Genomic DNA, 17556 nt, shown 5'->3' with positions numbered 1-17556 from the left:
TGTTCTCCGGCTCGTCGGCGTTACGGAAGGGGATCCTGATGACCACCCCCACGCCCGGCTTCCGGTTCTCCGCCTCGTCCTCGAGCGGATCGTTGTGGATGACGTCCTTCTGCATGGTGGTTACCTCCTCTCTGCGTTCCGGCGGGTGGGAACGGCGGCGTCTGCCGCCGGCCCCCTGGCCCCCACCCCTGACGGGGCGGGGAGCTCTTCGTACGCGGCGCGCGGCGGCCGGCGGGGGCCGCGCAGATGCCGGTCCAGGAAGACCAGCGCCCGGTGCAGCACCTGTACGTGGTCGCCGCCGTCGTGCCCGTCATGACCGCTGTCCAGCCACAGCGCGTCGTGCCGGGCGCCGGAGGCGCGCAGCGCCGCGAGATACGTCTCGACCTGTTCCGGCGGGCACTTGGCGTCCTGGGTCGCGGCGACCACCAGCAGGGGCGCCCGGACCGCGGCGGCGTAACTCGACGGGGACGAACGCGCGTAGAGCTCGGGTACCTCCAGCGGGGTGCCGCCGAACAGCTCGGTGTCCAGGGCGCGCAGCGCCGGGGTGCCGGCCGCGAACGCCGTCGCGCAGTCGGCCAGCGGTTTGACGGCGACGGCCGCCTGCCACAGATCGGGACGGGTGCCCAGCGCCAGCAGCACCAGGTAGCCGCCCCAGGAGGTGCCCCACAGGCCGATCGCGTCCGCGCGGGCGATGCCGCGGCGCACCAGGTCGGCGCGGACCAGCGCGAGATCGGCGACCTGGGTCAGTCCGACGCCCTGCCCGTACGCGGCCCGCCAGCGCGGTCCGTAGCCGGTGGAGCCGCGGTAGTTGACGCGGGCGACGGCGAAGCCGGACTCCACCAGCGAGTGCACGGCCGGGTCGTAGGCGTCCCGGTCGTGCGCGGCGGGGCCGCCGTGCACCAGGAGGACCAGCGGGTACGGGCCCGTCGTGCCGCTGGGCACGGTGAGCAGGGTGTGCACGGGTCCGTCGGGGCCCGGGGTCCACACGTCGTCGGCGCGGCCGGCGATCGGCGGCGGTACCGCCTCGAGACCGGGCAGCGGCGCACCGAGCAGGGAGCGGGTGCGCGGCGGGGTGAGGGCGTCGGTCCACAGGTAGTGCACGTCGCCGCCGGGCTGCGGGGCCGCGTCCAGCACGGTGCCCACGGGGACGGCCACGGGCGCCAGTTCCCGCCGGTCCAGATCCGCGGTGACCAGCCGGCTGCGGCCGTGCCGGTCCTGGCGGACGAGGACGGTGCGGCCCGCCGGGCACCAGCGGGCGGTGATCTCGGTGTCGAAGGAGCACCAGCGGTGCAGTTCGAGTCCGGTGTCGGCGCGCCAGGTGGCGATGACATACCGGCCGTCGCGCTCCGCGACGAGCAGCAGTTCCGGGGTGGTGCGTCCGGGGGCGAAGCCGAGCGCCCACAGCCGGCCGTCGGTGCCCGGCAGGGTCTCCACACCAGCACCGTCCGGGGTCAGGAGGGTGACCGCGTCCTTGCCTGCCGCGCCGCGCGCGACGGCCAGCAGGTCGCCCGCCGGGGCGAGATCGACCAACAGGCCGTGACCGTCGGTGCGCAGCACCTCGCGTCCGGCGCCGCCGCGCGGGCCCACGTGGACGCGCAGTCCGTACTCGTCCCCGAGCCCGAGCGCGACGGTCCCGCCGTCGCTGACGGCCAGCCCGCAGGGGCGGCCGGGTCCGGTGCCGGTCAGCCCCGGGGTGTCGGGACCGCCGGCGAAGGGCTGGATCCGCCAGCTGCCGCGGCCGTTCCGGTCCTCGTCGAACCACCAGATGACGGCATCGGCGTCGATGGCGTACAGCAGGGTGCCGTACGGGCGGTCGGTGACCTGGCGGGCGGCGCCGGTGGCGGCGTCCCACGCGAAGACCTCGCAGCGGCCGTCGACGTCCCCGGTGAGCACCATCAGACCGGGCGAGCGGCGGCAGGTGGCGGGCAGCACGGGCCGGTAGACCTGGTAGCCCAGTCCGGAGTCCCGGCCGACGGGGGTGGCGGGGACGGCGGGCAGATCGCTCATGAGGGCTCACCGGCTTCCAGCGGCTGGGTACGGGACAGCAGGGCGGGGTCGTTGTCCGGGTCGTTGTCCGGGTCGTTGTCGAGGCCGGGGTCACGGTCGGGGCCGCCGCCGGGACCGTGATCGGAGGGCACGAACCGGCGGGCCGCGGTCGCGGTGGCGTAGGCGGCGAGGAGCGCCAGTCCGGCCGCGCAGACGAGTGCCGTATCGGTGGACCCGATGCGGTCGGTGAGCAGTCCGGCGGTGGCCGGGGCCAGTACGGAGGCGACTCCGCAGGCGGTGTCCAGTGCGGTGCCGACCCGGGACTGCAGCTGATCGGGGGTCACCAGGACGGCCCGCGAGTGCAGGACGACCGCGACCGCCGGGACGGTCAGCGACACGGAGCCCAACAGCAGGCCGTAGACCCAGGCGTGGGTGGCGAAGGCGAGTCCGGCGGCGACCGGCACCATCGTCCAGGAGGCGGCGATCACGATCCGCGCGGCGGGGATCCGCCGTGCGAGCCGGGGCGCGGCGGCGGCGCCGACCAGCCCGGCGGCCCCGGACAGGGCGAGGACGAGACCGGTGGACGCGGTGCCTGAGCCATGGCCGCGGATGCTGAAGACCGCGCCGTAATACAGCGCTGTCAAGAGCCCGTTGACGCCTGCCGTCCACAGCAGCACAAATCGAAGAAATGATTCGTTGCGTACGAAACGTAAACCGGCGAGGAATTCAGCGGTAAAGCGCGGAGGCGATTCCTCCGATTTCTGGTGCGGATTGAGATCGGCCCGGATGGCCCGTATGCAGAGAGCGGAGAACACATAGGAAAGGGCGTCCACGAGAAACGGCAGCCAGCGGGCCAGCGGGAACAGCAGGCCGCCGAGCGCGGGGCCGGCCACCAGCGCGCCCTGCTCCCCCGCCTCCAGCCGCGCGATGGCTCGCGGGTAGTGGACCGGCGCCACCACGGTGACCAGCGTCCCGCGGGCGGCCGCCTCGTAGCACGCCGTGGCGACCCGTTCGACGAGCGCGGCCGAGCACAGAAAGAGCAGCGAGGGCCGGCCCCAGGCCGCGGCCGCGGCGATCGCTCCCATCGCACCTGCCGCCACCAGCGCGGATCCCACCATCATCTGTCGTCGCCAGCGCCGGTCGGCCAGTACCGACGCGGGCGGCCCGGCCAGCAGCCCGCCGATCGCGGAGACCGAGGCCAGTACCCCGACGGTGCCGGGCGACGAGCCGAGACCGAGCAGCAGCAGCGGGAGTACCAGGCCCGAGGCCTGGGTGCCGAGCGCGTCGGAGGTGCCGGCAGACCAGTACAGCCAGAAGTCCCGGGACGGTCCGTCGGGCGACGTACGACGTGCAGCGGTCATGGCGAGGCCGTCCTACGTCCCGGGCGGAATAACCGCAGAGATGGGAAAAGGGAGGTGTTTCCTCTCGAATCCCCGGAAGCGTAGCGAGGCGGATTCCGGATCCGCAATATGAACATACGATCCATTACTTCGAGTTGACGTGCCATTGAGAAAGAATTGGCCACGATTCGACCGGAATTCGAGCACAGCTCGAGTTCTGTCCGGCATTTTTCTGCGGACTTCTCTTCCCCGGTGGAACGGCCGCGCCCTGCCGCCCCTCCATGACCTCGGCCTTTGGCCGGCGCGGGGCGGCAGGGGGCGGCGGGACCCGCCGCGTCACCCGTTCGGCAGCACGAGGGGCTCCTCGCGGTGCCGCCGGGCCGATGTACCTGTCGAATGGGTCAAACGTGAGTCGGAAGCGGGTGCGCCGACACGTCGTCACGCCGGCACACCGCAGTACCGGCACCGCGACGGGGAGCGGGCCCACGCGTCGGAAGGGCTGGACCGATGGCCGATACGACAGGTGCTCCCAAGGTGGTGGGCCGGCTGGCCTCGCACCGGCTGCTGGGCGAACTGCTCGCAGAGTTCGTCGGCACCTTGGTGCTCATCCTGTTCGGCGTGGGAGTGGTCGCCCAGGTCGTCGCCGCCGGACTGGGCGACCACGACAGCATCGCGTGGGCGTGGGGGTTCGGCGTCACCTTCGGTGTGTACGTCGCGGCACGGCTGTCGGGCGCGCATCTCAACCCGGCCGTGACCCTCGCGCTGGCCATGTTCCGCGGCTTCCCGTGGGCCAGGGTCGCACCGTACGCGCTGGCGCAGACGGCCGGAGCCTTCGTTGCCGCGCTGCTGGTGCGCTGGAACTCCTCCGAGGTCCTCGCCAAGGCCGACCCGGGTCACACCATCAAGACCCAGGGGGTGTTCTCCACCCTGCCCGGCAACGGGGTCTTCCCGATCAGCGAATGGGGCGCGCTCCGCGACCAGATCATCGGCACGGCGATCCTGCTGCTCGTCATCATGGCGCTGACCGATGTCCTGAACACCGCTCCCAAGGCGAACCTGGGCCCCTTGCTGATCGGGTTCCTCGTGGTGGCGATCGGCATGGCCATCGGCACCGACGCCGGGTACGCGATCAACCCGGCCCGCGACTTCGGTCCGCGGCTGGCGAGTTACATCACCGGCTACCACAGCGCATGGCGCGACCAGTACGGCGACCTGTACTTCTGGGTGCCCATCGTCGGCCCGCTCATCGGGGGCCCGATCGGCGCCGCCGTCTACCACTACGTCATCAGACCGTTCCTGCCGGAGCACGCCGAACAGCCGGCGGGCAGCATCCTGCCCGAGGACGAGTGACACGGCCGCCGTCTCCGGCAGTTACCCGGATCCCGTCCCCGGCACGGGGCCGTCGCACCGGCCGTCCCGGCCGGCCGGCCGTCAGCAGCGATCACGCGTGGAGGAACCGACATGGCGGACTACGTCGCCGCGATCGACCAGGGCACCACGAGCACCCGCTTCATGATCTTCGATCACGGCGGTAACGAGGTCGGCCGCCATCAGCTGGAACACGAACAGATCCTGCCCAGGGCCGGCTGGGTGGAGCACAGCCCCGTGGAGATCTGGGAGCGCACCCGCTCGGTCATCGCCACCGCGATGAACCAGCACCATCTGGCGGCGAGCGACCTGGCGGCCCTCGGCATCACCAACCAGCGCGAGACGACCCTGGTGTGGAACCGGCACACCGGGCGCCCGTACTACAACGCCATCGTCTGGCAGGACACCCGCACCGACCGGATCGCCAGCGCGCTGGAGCGCGAGGGCAAGGGCGACGTGATCCGCGCCAAGGCCGGGCTGCCGCCGGCCACCTACTTCGCCGCGGGCAAGGTCCAGTGGATCCTGGAGAACGTGGACGGTGTCCGCGCGGACGCGGAGCGCGGTGACGCCCTCTTCGGCACGATGGACACCTGGGTGCTGTGGAACCTCACCGGCGGCCCGAGGGGCGGGGTGCACATCACGGACGTCACCAACGCCTCCCGCACGATGCTGATGGACCTGCGGACGCTGGCCTGGGACGACGAACTCCTGTCGTTCTTCTCCATCCCCCGGGCCATGCTCCCGGAGATCAAACCCTCCAGCGAACCGGCCGGGTACGGCCTGTCTCCCGACGTCAGCCCGCTGGCCGGAGTACCGATCAGCGGAATCCTCGGCGACCAGCAGGCCGCCACCGTGGGCCAGGTCTGCTTCGCGGAGGGCGAGGCGAAGAACACCTACGGCACCGGCAACTTCCTGCTCCTCAACACCGGCAACCGGCCGGTGCGCTCCGAGCACGGGCTGCTGACCACCGTCGCCTACCAGTTCGCCGGCCAGGACGCGGTCTACGCGCTGGAGGGTTCCATCGCGGTGACCGGATCCGCGGTGCAGTGGCTCCGGGACCAGTTGCACATCATCGGGGACGCGGCGGCGAGCGAGACCCTGGCCCGCCGTGTCGAGGACTCCGCGGGCGTCTACTTCGTGCCCGCGTTCTCCGGTCTGTTCGCGCCGTACTGGCGCTCCGACGCGCGTGGCGCCATCGTCGGCCTGGCCCGCTTCCACAACGACGCGCACATCGCGCGCGCCACCCTGGAGGCGATCTGCTACCAGAGCCGCGACGTCGTCGAGGCCATGGCCAAGGACTCCGGCGTCGACCTGGCCGTGCTGAAGGTCGACGGCGGCGTCACCGCCAACAGCCTGTGCATGCAGACCCAGGCGGACGTCCTGGGCGTGCCCGTGATCCGCCCGCAGGTCGCCGAGACCACGGCGCTGGGCGCGGCGTACGCGGCCGGCCTGGCCGTGGGCTTCTGGCGCGACACCGACGAGCTGCGGGCCAACTGGAACCAGGCCCACCGCTGGGACCCCGAATGGGACGAGGACCGCCGCGAGTCGGGTTACGCGGACTGGAAGCGCGCGGTGGAACGCACCCTGGACTGGGTCAAGGTCGACTGACCGCGGCCGACACCCCGCGGGCGCGTACCCGGCATCACGGATCGGCCCGGGAGAGGCGCGGGCCCGCGCCCAGCAGGCGCCGCTTGAAGGCGTCGAGGCGCGGGAAGCGCTCGCGCTGCTCCCGGGAGTAGCGGTCGAGTTCCTCGACCAGCCGGACCGAGCGCTTCTCCACGTCCAGCTCGTCCAGGATCCGGTCGATCTCCGCCAGCAGCGCCCCGTGCAGCTGCCATTGGCGCGGGTGCTCGCGCACCTTGTCCAGCAGCAGGTGCGCCACCGTTTCGCGGTGCACGGCGCTCTGCTCGAGCGCCCGGCTGAGCTCTTCCTCCGCCTCCTCCGCGTTCGCGCTCACCTGTGTGGTGATCAGTACGGCGAAGTTCTCGACGGCGACGGCCACATGGCGCAGCAGATCGTTGAGTGCGACCGCCACGTCGGCGGGGAACAGCGCCTCTTCGGTGCGTTCCTTCGCGAGGTCCGTCAGTGTCCGGGTCAGGACCCGCAGCACCACGGCGCAGATCTCCAGCGTGTCCAGGCCCGTCCGCAGGACGACCCGGGACAGCAGCCCCTCGCGGACCCGCGGGTTCCACCGCAGGCTCTCCTCCGCCTGCCGCAGCGAGGCGTCCACCTCGACGATGTCGTGGTCGAGACGGCGGGCCTCGTGCAGCCGGCCGGCGGCGCGTTCGACGGGGGTGTGCCCGGACAGCTCACCGCCGATGTCGCGGAAGAGCCGGCCCATGCGGCGGGCCAGCCCCTCGATGGACTCCCCCGCGGACTCCACCCAGACGGGTGGCGCGAACAAGAGGTTGAACAGGAGGCCCACCCCGGCGCCGATCAGGGTCTCCAGGATGCGGTCCCACGCGGTGTTCGCCACCTGGCTGACGCCCAGGACGAGCATGGCGCTGATCGCGACCTCGGGGACGAATTCATCCACCCGTACGAAGCGTCCGATGACCAGCGAGGTGAGAATCGTCAGGCCCAGGGTCCACCAGTTCAGCCCGACCAGGGAGCTGAAGGCGCTCGCGATGAGGACGCCGGCCACCACCGCGTTGACGCGGCGGATCCCCGTCGTCAGCGTGGCGTACAAGGTGACCTGGACGACGAGGAGCGCGGTCAGCGGCGCCGTCAGAGGGGCCGGTTGGGGGTGAGCCACACCGCGGCCTGATAGGCGATGACCGCTGCGGCGGTGGAGCGCAGGGTCTGGGCGACGACCGGTTCGTTGGACTTCTGGACGAGTTTGACGACGGGATCAGGTACGACGGGCATCTCCCACCCCTTCCCGATCATGGAGCGCTCAGGCGTCGGACCTGAGCCGGAGACCGGAACGGGGCTTCGGGCGGACCGGCGTGGGTGTGAAGTTACCCGCGCCGGTCCGGGCCGCGACGCATCCTCCTGGTGTCGCCGGCAGCGTCACCCGGTCGCCGACCGGGTGATCAGGAGGACCGGGAGACGGCGCCCGAACTGCGGGTGCGCTCAGCTGACCAGTTCGTGGCCGGCCTTCATCGCGTCCTTGCCCGCCTTCACGGTGTCCTTGACCGCTCCCACCTTCTTGTCCAGCTTGTCTCCGACGACGCTCTGCGCCGCTTCCTTGGCCTGCTGGCCGGTGGTCGCGGCGGTCTGCGCCGTGCCACTCAGGGTTCCTCCGAAGTCAAGAGCCTGGGCACAGGGGGCGGCGGCGGCAAGGAGCGCGGAACTTGCGGCGGCGGCGGTGAGAAATCGACGAACGTTCATGATCGATGTAACGCGCGGGACGGCGAGAGGGCACGCAAACCGTGAACAACCCACCCTCCAGGACGCGAAACCGGAGCACGGGCGGCCGGTGCCCTGGGGGACTACCCCGGCGGCCTGGTGCCGATGACGACGGTGGCATACAGCTCCTCGGAACGTGCCACCCGGGGGATCAGTCCGTCGCGGGTGACGATGGCGACGGCCTCCGGAACCTGCCGCTCGCTGGTCTCGAAGAGCAGCCGGCCTCCCGGGGCCAGCCACCGGAGCGCTTCCGCGGTCACCCGCCGCAGCACGTCCAGTCCGTCCGTACCGCCGTCGAGTGCCACCCGGGCCTCATGGAGCCGGGCCTCCGTGGGGAGCAGTTCGATCTCTTCGGTCGGTACGTACGGCACGTTCGCGAGCAGGATTCCGACACGGTCCCGCAACGCGGCGGGCAGCGGCTCGTAGAGGTCCCCTTCGTACACCCGGCCACCGACGGCGTCGACGTTGCGCCGGGCGCAGCGCACCGCGGCGGGGTCGATGTCGGCGGCGTACAGCTCGACCGGGCCGTGCCCGGCGCCCGGGTCCCGGCCGGCCACGAGAGCGGCGCCGAGTGCGCCGGATCCGCAGCACAGGTCGACGACCACGGAATCCGGCAGGAGAAGGGCCGCCGCCTGATCGACGAGGAACTCGGTGCGGCGGCGGGGCACGAAGACCCCGGGGTCGACGGCGTACCGGCGGCCGTGGAACTCCGCCCAGCCGAGGACGTGTTCGAGGGGCAGACCGACGACGCGCCGTTCCACCATGGCGGCGAGTTCGGCGGGGGTGCGTGCGGTGGAGACGATCAACTCCGCCTCGTCCTCGGCGAACACACAGCCGGCGGCGCGAAGCCTGGTGACGATGGCGGGGAACGGAAACACTGATGATGAAGCCGGCACGATGAGCCTTTCGGAACGCCTCTGGGCGCTCCCGCGGGTCACCTATGCCTGACGGTGAGCCGCACGGCCGCGAAGGGGGAGCACCCGACCTGATACAGCGGTGATGGGTCCCACCTCCTCAGTTGATCATTGGTAACGACGGCAACACTGTACCTGACCCGGGCCGGGCGGCCGGGGTGTCCCGGTGGACGCGACGGCCCCGCCCGGTACGCATCCGGGGCGGGGCCGTCGCGCACCGTGGTTCAGGCCGCGATGGCGACCTCCAGCTGGGCGGGCTTGCGGGCCGGCAGCCGGGAGGCGATCAGGAGCGCCAGCGCCATGATCCCGGCGGCGGCGAGGAAGACGACGTCCATCGAGGTGACGAAGGCGTGCACCGCCACCTCGTGCTGCCGGCCCGTCAGCGTTCCGATGGTGCTGGTGTTTCCGCCGGGCATCCTGGCGGCGAAGACCCGGGTGAGCAGGGTGCCGAACAGCGCGGCGCCGAGCGCGCTGCCGAGGGTCTGGAAGAAGCGGATGCCGGTGGTGGCCACGCCGAGCTGTTCACGCGGCGCCGAGTCCTGGATCAGCTGCAGCAGTTGTCCGACGAGCTGGCCGAACGCGACTCCCAGGAGCAGCAGTTCGGCGCGGATGACCCACAGGCCGGTGCCGGCTCCGGTGGTGGCGAGCAGCAGCATCGCGACCACCGCGCAGGCCGTGCCGCTGATGACGAAGGTCTTGTGCGACCAGCCGGCCACGGCGAGTCTGCCGGAGGCGATGCCGACCACGGTCATCCCGAAGGCCATCGGCAGCAGGAAGAGCCCGGCGGAGGTGGCGGGCAGCCCGCGCACGACCTGCAGGTAGATCATGATGTAGACGATGGAGCCCATCAGGGCCATCCCCACCAGGCCCTGCACCGCGAAGCCGATCCGCAGGTTCGGGTGCCGGAACATCGTGAGCGGCAGGACGGGCTCGGCGGCGGTGGCCTGCCGCCAGAGGAAGAGCCCGAGGGCGGCGACGGATCCGCAGATCAGGCCGAGGACGAGCGGCGAGGTCCAGGCGTACTGCTTGCCGCCCCATTCGGTGACGAGCAGCAGGGACGTCGAGAAGGCGGCGGCCAGTCCCGCGCCGAGGAAGTCGATGCGGTGACGCCGGGTGTGGTGCGGGAGCTTCAGCGTGCGGGCCGCGAAGAAGAGCACCGCGAGGCCGACGGGCAGGTTCACGTAGAAGATCCAGCGCCAGTCGGCGTGGTCGGAGAGCAGGCCGCCGACGAGCGGACCGAGTGCCATGCCCACGCCGGCGACGATGCCGCCGAAGCTGCCGCTCTTTCCGGCGCCCGCCTTCTCCTGGGGGCCCTTGAGGTGGGCCATCACCACCATGGTGACGCTCATCAGACCGCCGCCCCCGATCCCCTGCAGCGCACGGAAGGCGATCAGCTGTCCCATCGACTGGGCCGCGCCGCAGAGCGCGGAACCGGCCAGGAAGACGGTGACCGCCCCGAGGAAGACCCGCTTGGCGCCGAGGACGTCGCAGAGCTTTCCGTACAGCGGCAGCGCCGCGGTGGCGGCCAGCGCGAACGCGCTGATCAGCCAGGGAATGAGGTCGACGCCATGGTCCGGATCGAGGTCGCGGACGATCGGGACGGTCGCCGCGGACACGATGTTCTGGTCCAGGACGGCGAGCACGATCGTGGCGAGGCAGAGGAAGAAGCCGGTCTTGCGCTGGCGTTCGGTCATCAGCGGTGTCGTCATGGGCAACACCATGGCGCAGAAATATGTACTGAGTCAAGACTTAATCTCGGCACATATTTCATCCTGGTACAGTGATTCTCATGACTCAGGAGTTGGGACTGCGGGAGCGCAAGAAGCTCCAGACCCGCCGCCGGCTGTGGTCGGTGGCGATCGACCTCTTCAGCGAGCGCGGCTTCGACCAGGTGTCCGTGGCAGAGATCGCGGCAGCCGCCGATGTGTCGAAGATGACGGTCTTCAACTACGTGGCCACCAAAGAGGACTTGGCGCTCGGCCCGATGGAGGAGCACATCGGCGACCCCGCGCGCGTCGTGCGTGAACGCGCCGCCGGCGAGTCGGCGGTCGCCGCGCTGCGCCGGCATTTCATCGAGGCCCTCGGCGCTCACGACGCCTCCGTCGGCCTCAACGACGACCAGCACGTGGTGCGGGTCCGCCAGCTCATCCAGGACACCCCGGCCCTGCTCATCCGCGCCCACTCCTTCGGCGCCCGCAGCGCCGACCTGCTCGCCGCCGGACTGGCGGAGGAGACCGGCGACCCGGTCATCGCGCAGGTCGCCGCCGCCCAACTGCTCGGCGCCCGCAACGCCCTGATCACCGAGAACCACCGCAGGCTGCTCACCGGCGAGACCCCCGACGCCATGTACGAGGACGCGGTGGCACGGGCCGAGGCCGCGTTCGATCTCGTTGAGAACGGCCTGCGCGGCTACGCCGTCCGCTGACCGGCGGCAGGGTGACGTCTCATCGGTTCAGGGGTCGGCCGCCATCCGGGATGAGACGCGCGAAATACCGCGCGTAAAGGGCCACGCCAAGACCGATCCAGGCCGCGGCCAGCAGCCACCCGGCGAGCACATCGCTCGGCCAGTGCATCCCGAGATAGACCCGGGTACCGCCGACGGCCGCGGCCCAGCACAGCAGAACGGCGCAGCACGTTCGCGCGACCGCCGGGCGTCCGCGGACGACCACGGCCCAGGCCAGCAGACCGGCGGCCATCGCCGAGGTGGTGGCGTGCCCGGACGGGAAGGCGTAGCCGGCCGCGTGGCCGGCCCAGTCGCCGACCGGCGGCCGGGCCCGGCCGATCGCTTCCATCAGGCCGTACCGGACGGCCTGCCCGACGCCGAGGAAGGCGGCGGCCGCGACCACCGCGTACATCCGCTGCCGGCTCCCGCGGCCCACGATCAGCCCGGCGGCCACCGCCATCGCGTACGGCCAGAACCCGGTACCGCTCGCGGTGACCCGGCGCGCCACGGTCAGCGCGAAGTGCGGCCGGTGGGCCACCGACCAGGTGTGCGCGGCCCGGTCCCCGGGGAACGGCGCCCCGTGGCGGACGCCGACGAACACCGCCAGCGAGACGAAGAGCCCGGCGCAGACCGCGGCGACGGCGAGGGAGACCGGGAATCGGGCGCGTGGGCGCGTAGCGCGGGGGTCGACCCGGTTCGCGACCATGTCGGCCTGTCTCCTTGCCTGGCGAGCGGCGCGCACCGTCCGTTGCCGGTCGGCCCGTGACGGGATCTGTTCGTCTACAGCACTGTAGACGAACAGAACGGCTGAACCGTTCCCGGGGAACGATCGACACGACACTCCCGTCCATGGCCCCCCGCCTGCGGGAACGACGCCCGCGGGCCGGCGCGCACGCTGTGCCCCGTCCGGGCGCTTCACCCGCACCGGCCTGGTGGGAAATGCCCGGCAGTGGGTAGTCGACGCTCATGAGTAATTTCGTCGTCTCCCTGCCGGGCACCCTGAAAGCGCCGCTCACCCCCGAGACCAGGGGGAAGATCCTGGCGGCTCTCCAGGGCACCGATCCCCATGAAGTCGCGGAGGGCGAGTCCGCGGACCTCGACGCGCTGAGCCTGAACCCGGACACCTCCACGTTCACCCTCCGCCTGGAGGTGGAGGCGGAGAACAGCGGCACGGCACGTGCGGAGGCCCTCGCCCTCGCCGAGAGCGCGCTGCGCGGTGCCGGTCTGGACGAGCAGTCCGCGCCCTTGGGAAATCCCGTGATCACGGCGATCGATGTGAACTGAGACCGGCTCCTCCGCGAACCCGCTACCGGAAACCCGCTGGTGGAGCCGGAATCGCCGCGGCTAGCATCCGGTGATGACGACCCCGGCGGACGAAGACTTCCACGATGCGCTCCGCCGGGCCGACTTCGGTCAGCTGGCGGACCGGTTGGACGTGCGGGCCTGTTCGCCGGACGTCTTCGGACGTCTCGTCCGGCACGAGAACCTCCGGATCCGGTACCTGGGGCTGACCCTGCTGACCGAGCGGCTCGCCTCGGACCAGCTGCCCGACGACGTCGAGTCGGCCGCATTCGCCGCGCTGCTGCCCGGATCGGCGGCCGGACCGCCCGAGGCGGCGCTCGTACTGTCAGGACTCTACGAACGGCTGGGGCCGCACCTCGACGGTCGGCCCTGGCCGTTGTGGCGTGCGGCGCCACTACCGGTGCGGGTGCGGATCGCCTGGCTGCGCGCCGAGCTCCTCAACGATCCGGCGATGCTCCGCAAGGAACCGCCGGGAGAGCTGCTCTATCAGGCCGTACGGGGAGCCTCCGTCGCCGACGCGCACCGGCCCGGGCAGCTCGTGGACGAACTGGCGCGCAGCGGCGACCCGGTGCTGACGGCCGCGGCGCTGCGACTGGCCCGGCAGGGGCTGCACGCCGGGCTGCTGGCCCCGGCGCTGGTCCGGGAACAGCTGGTGCGGCTGCTCGGTACCGGAAACACCGACGTCACCACCGAGGCGCTCAAGGCGCTCGCCGAGCCGTGGGCGGCGCTGGATCCGTTGCCGGCGGGGCGGCTGGCCCCCTTTCTCGGCCCGGTTGCGGCGAACGCCGAACCGGCCGTGGCCGAGGCCGCGCTCACGACCGCGGCCCGGCACGGGCACCGCCACCCGCTGCTGCGGGTCGTCGACGATCCCGACCTGCCGCCGGGTCTCCGGCGGCGCGCGATGGAACTCCTCGGCGACCTGGCGGACCGTGCTGACATCGCCTGGTTGACGGCGAGCGCCGCGCGGGACCCGCTGCTGTTCGCCGCGCCGGTGGTGACGTGTCTGCGTGGTCTCCACCGGCGCGGGCACTTCCCCACGGAGGCGGACGTGCCGGCCATCGTCGGCCTGGCGCTGGCCGATCACTCGATTCCGGCCGGTCAGGTCGCGACGATCCTGTTCACCTGCCGTCGGACGATGGTTCACGTCCTGCTGGAGCGGGAGACAGCCGCCGCCGACCTCGACCGGCCACGGAGGATGGACCTGCTCGTCGCGCTCTCTGAGCAGGGGTCCGGGAGCGAGGAGCCACGGATCGGGGAAGCGATCACGCGTCTGCTTCCGTCCGCTCCTGACCCCGCACCGCTGCTCGACGCGATCCGCAGGCTGCGGCACACCGACGCTGAGGACACGGTGATCGCGCTCCTGCCCTCGGTGCCCGGGACCGCTCTCGACGCCCTGGAGGCCATCGGCGGGCACCGGACGGTGGCCGCGCTGTGGGAAGGGCTCGGTCTGGCTCAGCCGGAGAACCCGGCCGAGAACGCGGCGGAGAAAGCGGGGGAGAAAGCGGGGGTCATCGCACCTCATCTGCGCGCCGTACGCGACCGCGCCCTGGAACTCCTCTGGCTGCTGACGACCGATCCGGAACAGCGGCGCGCGCTCCTCGGCCGTCTCGACGCCGCCGATCTCCCCCGCCGCATCGCGGCCGACCTCGGCGGCCCGGACGAACAGGAGTTGGCGCTCCTGAGCTCTCATCTGGACCCGGACGAGCCGGTCGCTTCCCTGCGCCGGCTGGCAGCCCACGCGGCCGCCGGCACACTGCCGGTCATCGCGGACCTCCTGCTGCGCGTCGTGGCCGACCTCGCGGCCGAGGAGGCGAGCGGCGCGGCGCGGCCCGTCCGCGACTGGCCGCCGGCCGGTGAGCCCGCGGTGCCCGATGAAGTCCTCGATGCCGTGCATGACCTGGGCGTTCGGCTCCACGAACGCGGAAGGATCCGGCCGTCCTGTCTGCTCGACGCCGCGACCGCGCGGGAGGCCGGTCATGCGCTCGTCGCGAGCACGGCGCTCGAACTGCTGGACCGGCCGGGCGTGTCGGACGGCGAGCGGACGATCCTGCTCGAACTGCTGCTGCGGACGCCCTACGCGCGCACCCGCCGACGGGTGCACCGCCTGCTGCGGAACCGCGACCCGCAGGTGCGCAAGCACGTGATCGCGCTGCTCGCCCGTGACACCACCGGCGGCGACGCCCAGGCGCTGTCCGCGTCCTTGATCGCACTGACCGCCACCCGGGACGTCCAGGACGTCCAGACCGTACGGCAGGCGCTGCTGGCCCTGGGCCATGCGCGGGCCCGCTGGGCCGCCGCCGCGGTCGCCGCGTGTCTCGACCATCCGAACATGAACGTCAAGAAGACCGCCGCCGGGGTCCTGGCACTCGCGGGCACGCCGGCGGCGGTGCCGAAGCTGCTGTTCTGGCTCGGGCACCATGCCAATCCGGGGCTGCGCGACGCACTGGTCGCGGCGCTGCGCGCCATCCTCGGCGACGCGTACGCGGCGACCGTCCTCGCCGCCGCAGAGCACACGCCCGAGAACACTCCCGAGCACAGTCACGGGGGCGACTCCGGACATGACTCCACTCCCCCATCCGGTCATCACGGGGAGGACCGGATGGGGGAGGACCGCGTTCGCGGACTGCTGCTGGCGGGCCTCGACGGCGAGTTGTCCGCACGCGCGGTCCTCGCGCTGGAGCACCAGGCCTCCCCCGTCGCACCAGCTCTGCTCGCCCTGGTGGCGGCCGGCCGGGTCCAGCTCACGGCCGGAACCGTCAAGAATCTGGCAACGTCCATGGCCCGGCACGGAATCGCCGTACTCCCCGGCAGCCGGCCGGCGGAGGACGATCAACCGGACCACGACGTCCGGTCATTGACGACCCGGGGCTGGGACCGTTCCATCGCCCTCCGTATCGCCGAGCGGCCGGAGCCGCCGACCGCCGGGCAGTCGGCGGCGCTGCGCCCGCTGCTGGCGGACTGGCTCCGGCTGGCCGCCGCGGAACCCCGCGCCAGAGGCCCTGTCCTGCGGCTCACCCTGCGCCTGTGCCCGGCGCCGTGGACGGACGACGAGCTGACGGTCCTGTCCCGCTCCACCGGGGTCGTGCTCGACGAACTCGCCGGCGGACCCGCGGGCCTCGCGGCCGCCGACCGCGACGGCCTCCTCGCCGTTCTCGAAGCAGTCGCGCCGAAGCTGTCCGCCGTCGGGGCGTCGGATCTCGCCGACGCGGTACGCGCGCTGCCGCCGGCACCGGCGGGCGACCGCTGCACGCTGACGCTGCTGCGCCGGTGCGGGGCGGTGCTGGTGCGCGCCGACCTCGACCAGGCGCTCGCCGCGGCCCGGCTCGGCGCCGACGCCTGGCAGGCCGAGTCCGCCGTCCTGCGGGAGGCGTTCACCATCCTTTCGGTGCCGCACTCCCCCGCCTCCACCGACGCTGCGGCATGGCAGGACGCGCTGGACTCCGCGGTACGCACCCCGGGCACCGTGGCGCTGACGGAGCTGCGCCGCCGGACCGGCGACGTCCCCGGCTCCCGGCGGCGGCTGGCCGCGCTGATCGACGCGTACGCCGCCGCCGACCCCGGCGCGCGCGTTGTGCTCCTCGGCTGGATGACGGATCTCCAGCCGCTCGACGCACCGGCCTGGACCCTCGCCGAGACCGCCCGCGAGCCCGTCCCCGCACCGCGCACCGTACGGGTCGACGACCTGGACCAGCCGCGTTCGACCGCCCTTCGGGAGCGTCTGCTGACCCTGCTGGACTCCGCCGACCGGGACCGCCGGGACACGGCCGCGCTCGCGCTCCTGGCGTGGCCCGAGCCGGAGACCCGGCTTCTCGTGCTGCGGGCGTTCCTCCGTGGCCGCGTCACGGTGCCGGTGGGCGGTGAGGTGGCCCGCCTGCTGACCGGCATCGGTCCGACCGCACTGCGCGACCCGGAGATTCTGCCCGACCGGGTGGCTCGCGTGGCCGGGCGGCTCGACGAGCGGGATCTGGTTCCGTTGGCGCCGCTGCTGCTGGAGTACTGGGAGCACGGCCCGCCCGCGTTCCGTCCGACCGCCCGGGACCTGCTGCGCCGGGTACCCGCCGATCCGCTGGCGGAGCACCTGGCCGACCGTCTGGACGCCGGTGCCTGGGGATTCCTCGACCTGCTCACCGGCCGTGAGCTGCTGCGCACCCCCGCGCTGGAACGGGTCTGCCGGCGGCTGCGCGCCGAGGGCCACGACGCTCCCGCCGACGGGCTCCTTCTCGTCGAGGGTCCGCTGCGCGGCCCGGACGCCGGGCGGCGGGACGCCGCCGCCCTGGCGGCCCTGCGCGCCCGTCCGCACGACGCACCCGGAGGAGCCGCGCCCGGTCCGTCCCGGGACGAGTTGCTGGACCTGGCCCGTACCGGTACCCCCGACCAGATCCGCCGGGCGCTCACCCGACTGGCCGCGGCACCCGCCGGTGGTTCCGAACTGACGGAACTGATCGGTGAGTTGCTACGCCATCCCAGGCCCGGAGTCCGTCTGCACGCCCACCGGACCTCACGGTCCGTGCTCGACCGGCGGACGTATCTGCTGCACACCTCCGTGCTGCTGGACGACCCCGAGCCGAACGTCGTCCGCACGGCGATCCTGGCCCTGAGCCACGCGCGCTGGGAGCCCGCGATCCCCGCCATCACCGGCCTGCTGGAGCACGCCCATCCCGTCGTACGGAAGACGGCGGCCGAGGGGCTGATCGGCATGGGCGCGCCGGCGGTCCCCGCTCTGCGGTACGCGGCCGACCACGCCCGGCCTGACCGACGACCGCGTTACACCGGTGTGCTGGAACGGATCCTGGCGGCCGGCAGATAGCGCGTGACCTGGTCGTGAACCTTTGCCGTACCGCGGGGATCCGAG

The 17556-nt window shown here is 72.5% G+C and carries 11 protein-coding genes and 1 pseudogene; 5 read left to right on the top strand and 7 right to left on the bottom strand.

The window, feature by feature from the left end:
• Positions 1-120: 120 nt before the first annotated feature.
• Complete coding sequence (locus LNW72_RS36870) at positions 121-2007, bottom strand: alpha/beta fold hydrolase (protein ID WP_250979377.1); 1887 nt, start codon at positions 2005-2007, stop codon at positions 121-123.
• On the bottom strand, positions 2004-3347 hold the full coding sequence (locus LNW72_RS36865) for an MFS transporter (RefSeq protein WP_250979376.1): 1344 nt from the start codon (positions 3345-3347) through the stop codon (positions 2004-2006). The genes LNW72_RS36870 and LNW72_RS36865 overlap by 4 nt, the downstream gene beginning before the upstream one ends.
• A gap of 486 nt (positions 3348-3833) precedes the next feature.
• On the opposite strand from LNW72_RS36865, the gene LNW72_RS36860 reads away from it, so the two are divergent.
• Both LNW72_RS36860 and glpK read left to right on the top strand, forming a co-directional pair.
• The gene (locus LNW72_RS36860) at positions 3834-4676 is read left to right on the top strand and encodes an MIP/aquaporin family protein (protein ID WP_250979375.1); all 843 of its coding nucleotides are present in this window, start codon (positions 3834-3836) and stop codon (positions 4674-4676) included.
• Between the two features lie 111 nt (positions 4677-4787).
• Entirely contained in the window at positions 4788-6302 is a 1515-nt protein-coding gene (glpK, locus tag LNW72_RS36855) for a glycerol kinase GlpK (RefSeq protein ID WP_250979374.1), read from the top strand.
• Positions 6303-6336: 34 nt separating this feature from the next.
• Here the strand turns inward: glpK and LNW72_RS36850 are convergent.
• From LNW72_RS36850 to LNW72_RS36835, 4 genes and pseudogenes are all read right to left on the bottom strand, one after another.
• Positions 6337-7562 (bottom strand): annotated as a pseudogene (locus tag LNW72_RS36850) (aromatic acid exporter family protein).
• Positions 7563-7769: 207 nt separating this feature from the next.
• Positions 7770-8027 (bottom strand): hypothetical protein, encoded by a 258-nt coding sequence (locus LNW72_RS36845; protein ID WP_250979373.1) that lies wholly within the window; start codon positions 8025-8027, stop codon positions 7770-7772.
• A 101-nt stretch (positions 8028-8128) separates the two neighbouring features.
• Entirely contained in the window at positions 8129-8923 is a 795-nt protein-coding gene (locus LNW72_RS36840) for a putative protein N(5)-glutamine methyltransferase (RefSeq protein ID WP_250979372.1), read from the bottom strand.
• A 260-nt stretch (positions 8924-9183) separates the two neighbouring features.
• Positions 9184-10668 carry an MFS transporter gene (locus tag LNW72_RS36835; RefSeq protein ID WP_250979371.1) on the bottom strand — a complete coding sequence of 495 codons (1485 nt, stop codon included), beginning with the start codon at positions 10666-10668 and terminating at the stop codon, positions 9184-9186.
• Positions 10669-10748: 80 nt separating this feature from the next.
• Between LNW72_RS36835 and LNW72_RS36830 the strand changes: the two genes are divergently transcribed.
• Positions 10749-11384 (top strand): TetR/AcrR family transcriptional regulator, encoded by a 636-nt coding sequence (locus LNW72_RS36830; protein ID WP_250979370.1) that lies wholly within the window; start codon positions 10749-10751, stop codon positions 11382-11384.
• A gap of 19 nt (positions 11385-11403) precedes the next feature.
• Here the strand turns inward: LNW72_RS36830 and LNW72_RS36825 are convergent, their stop codons facing one another.
• Entirely contained in the window at positions 11404-12108 is a 705-nt protein-coding gene (locus LNW72_RS36825; RefSeq protein WP_250979369.1) for a phosphatase PAP2 family protein, read from the bottom strand.
• A gap of 260 nt (positions 12109-12368) precedes the next feature.
• Between LNW72_RS36825 and LNW72_RS36820 the strand changes: the two genes are divergently transcribed.
• A complete protein-coding gene (locus LNW72_RS36820) occupies positions 12369-12686 on the top strand; it encodes a hypothetical protein (RefSeq protein WP_138355633.1) in 318 nt (105 codons plus the stop codon).
• 73 nt (positions 12687-12759) lie between these two features.
• Positions 12760-17511, top strand: coding sequence for a HEAT repeat domain-containing protein (locus tag LNW72_RS36815; protein ID WP_250979368.1), 4752 nt, complete (start codon positions 12760-12762; stop codon positions 17509-17511).
• Positions 17512-17556 lie beyond the last annotated feature (45 nt).

This window comes from Streptomyces sp. RKAG293 (genome assembly GCF_023701745.1).
Classification (GTDB): domain Bacteria; phylum Actinomycetota; class Actinomycetes; order Streptomycetales; family Streptomycetaceae; genus Actinacidiphila.
Note: the sequence above shows the minus strand (reverse complement) of the source record. Positions and strands in the feature narration are given on the sequence as shown.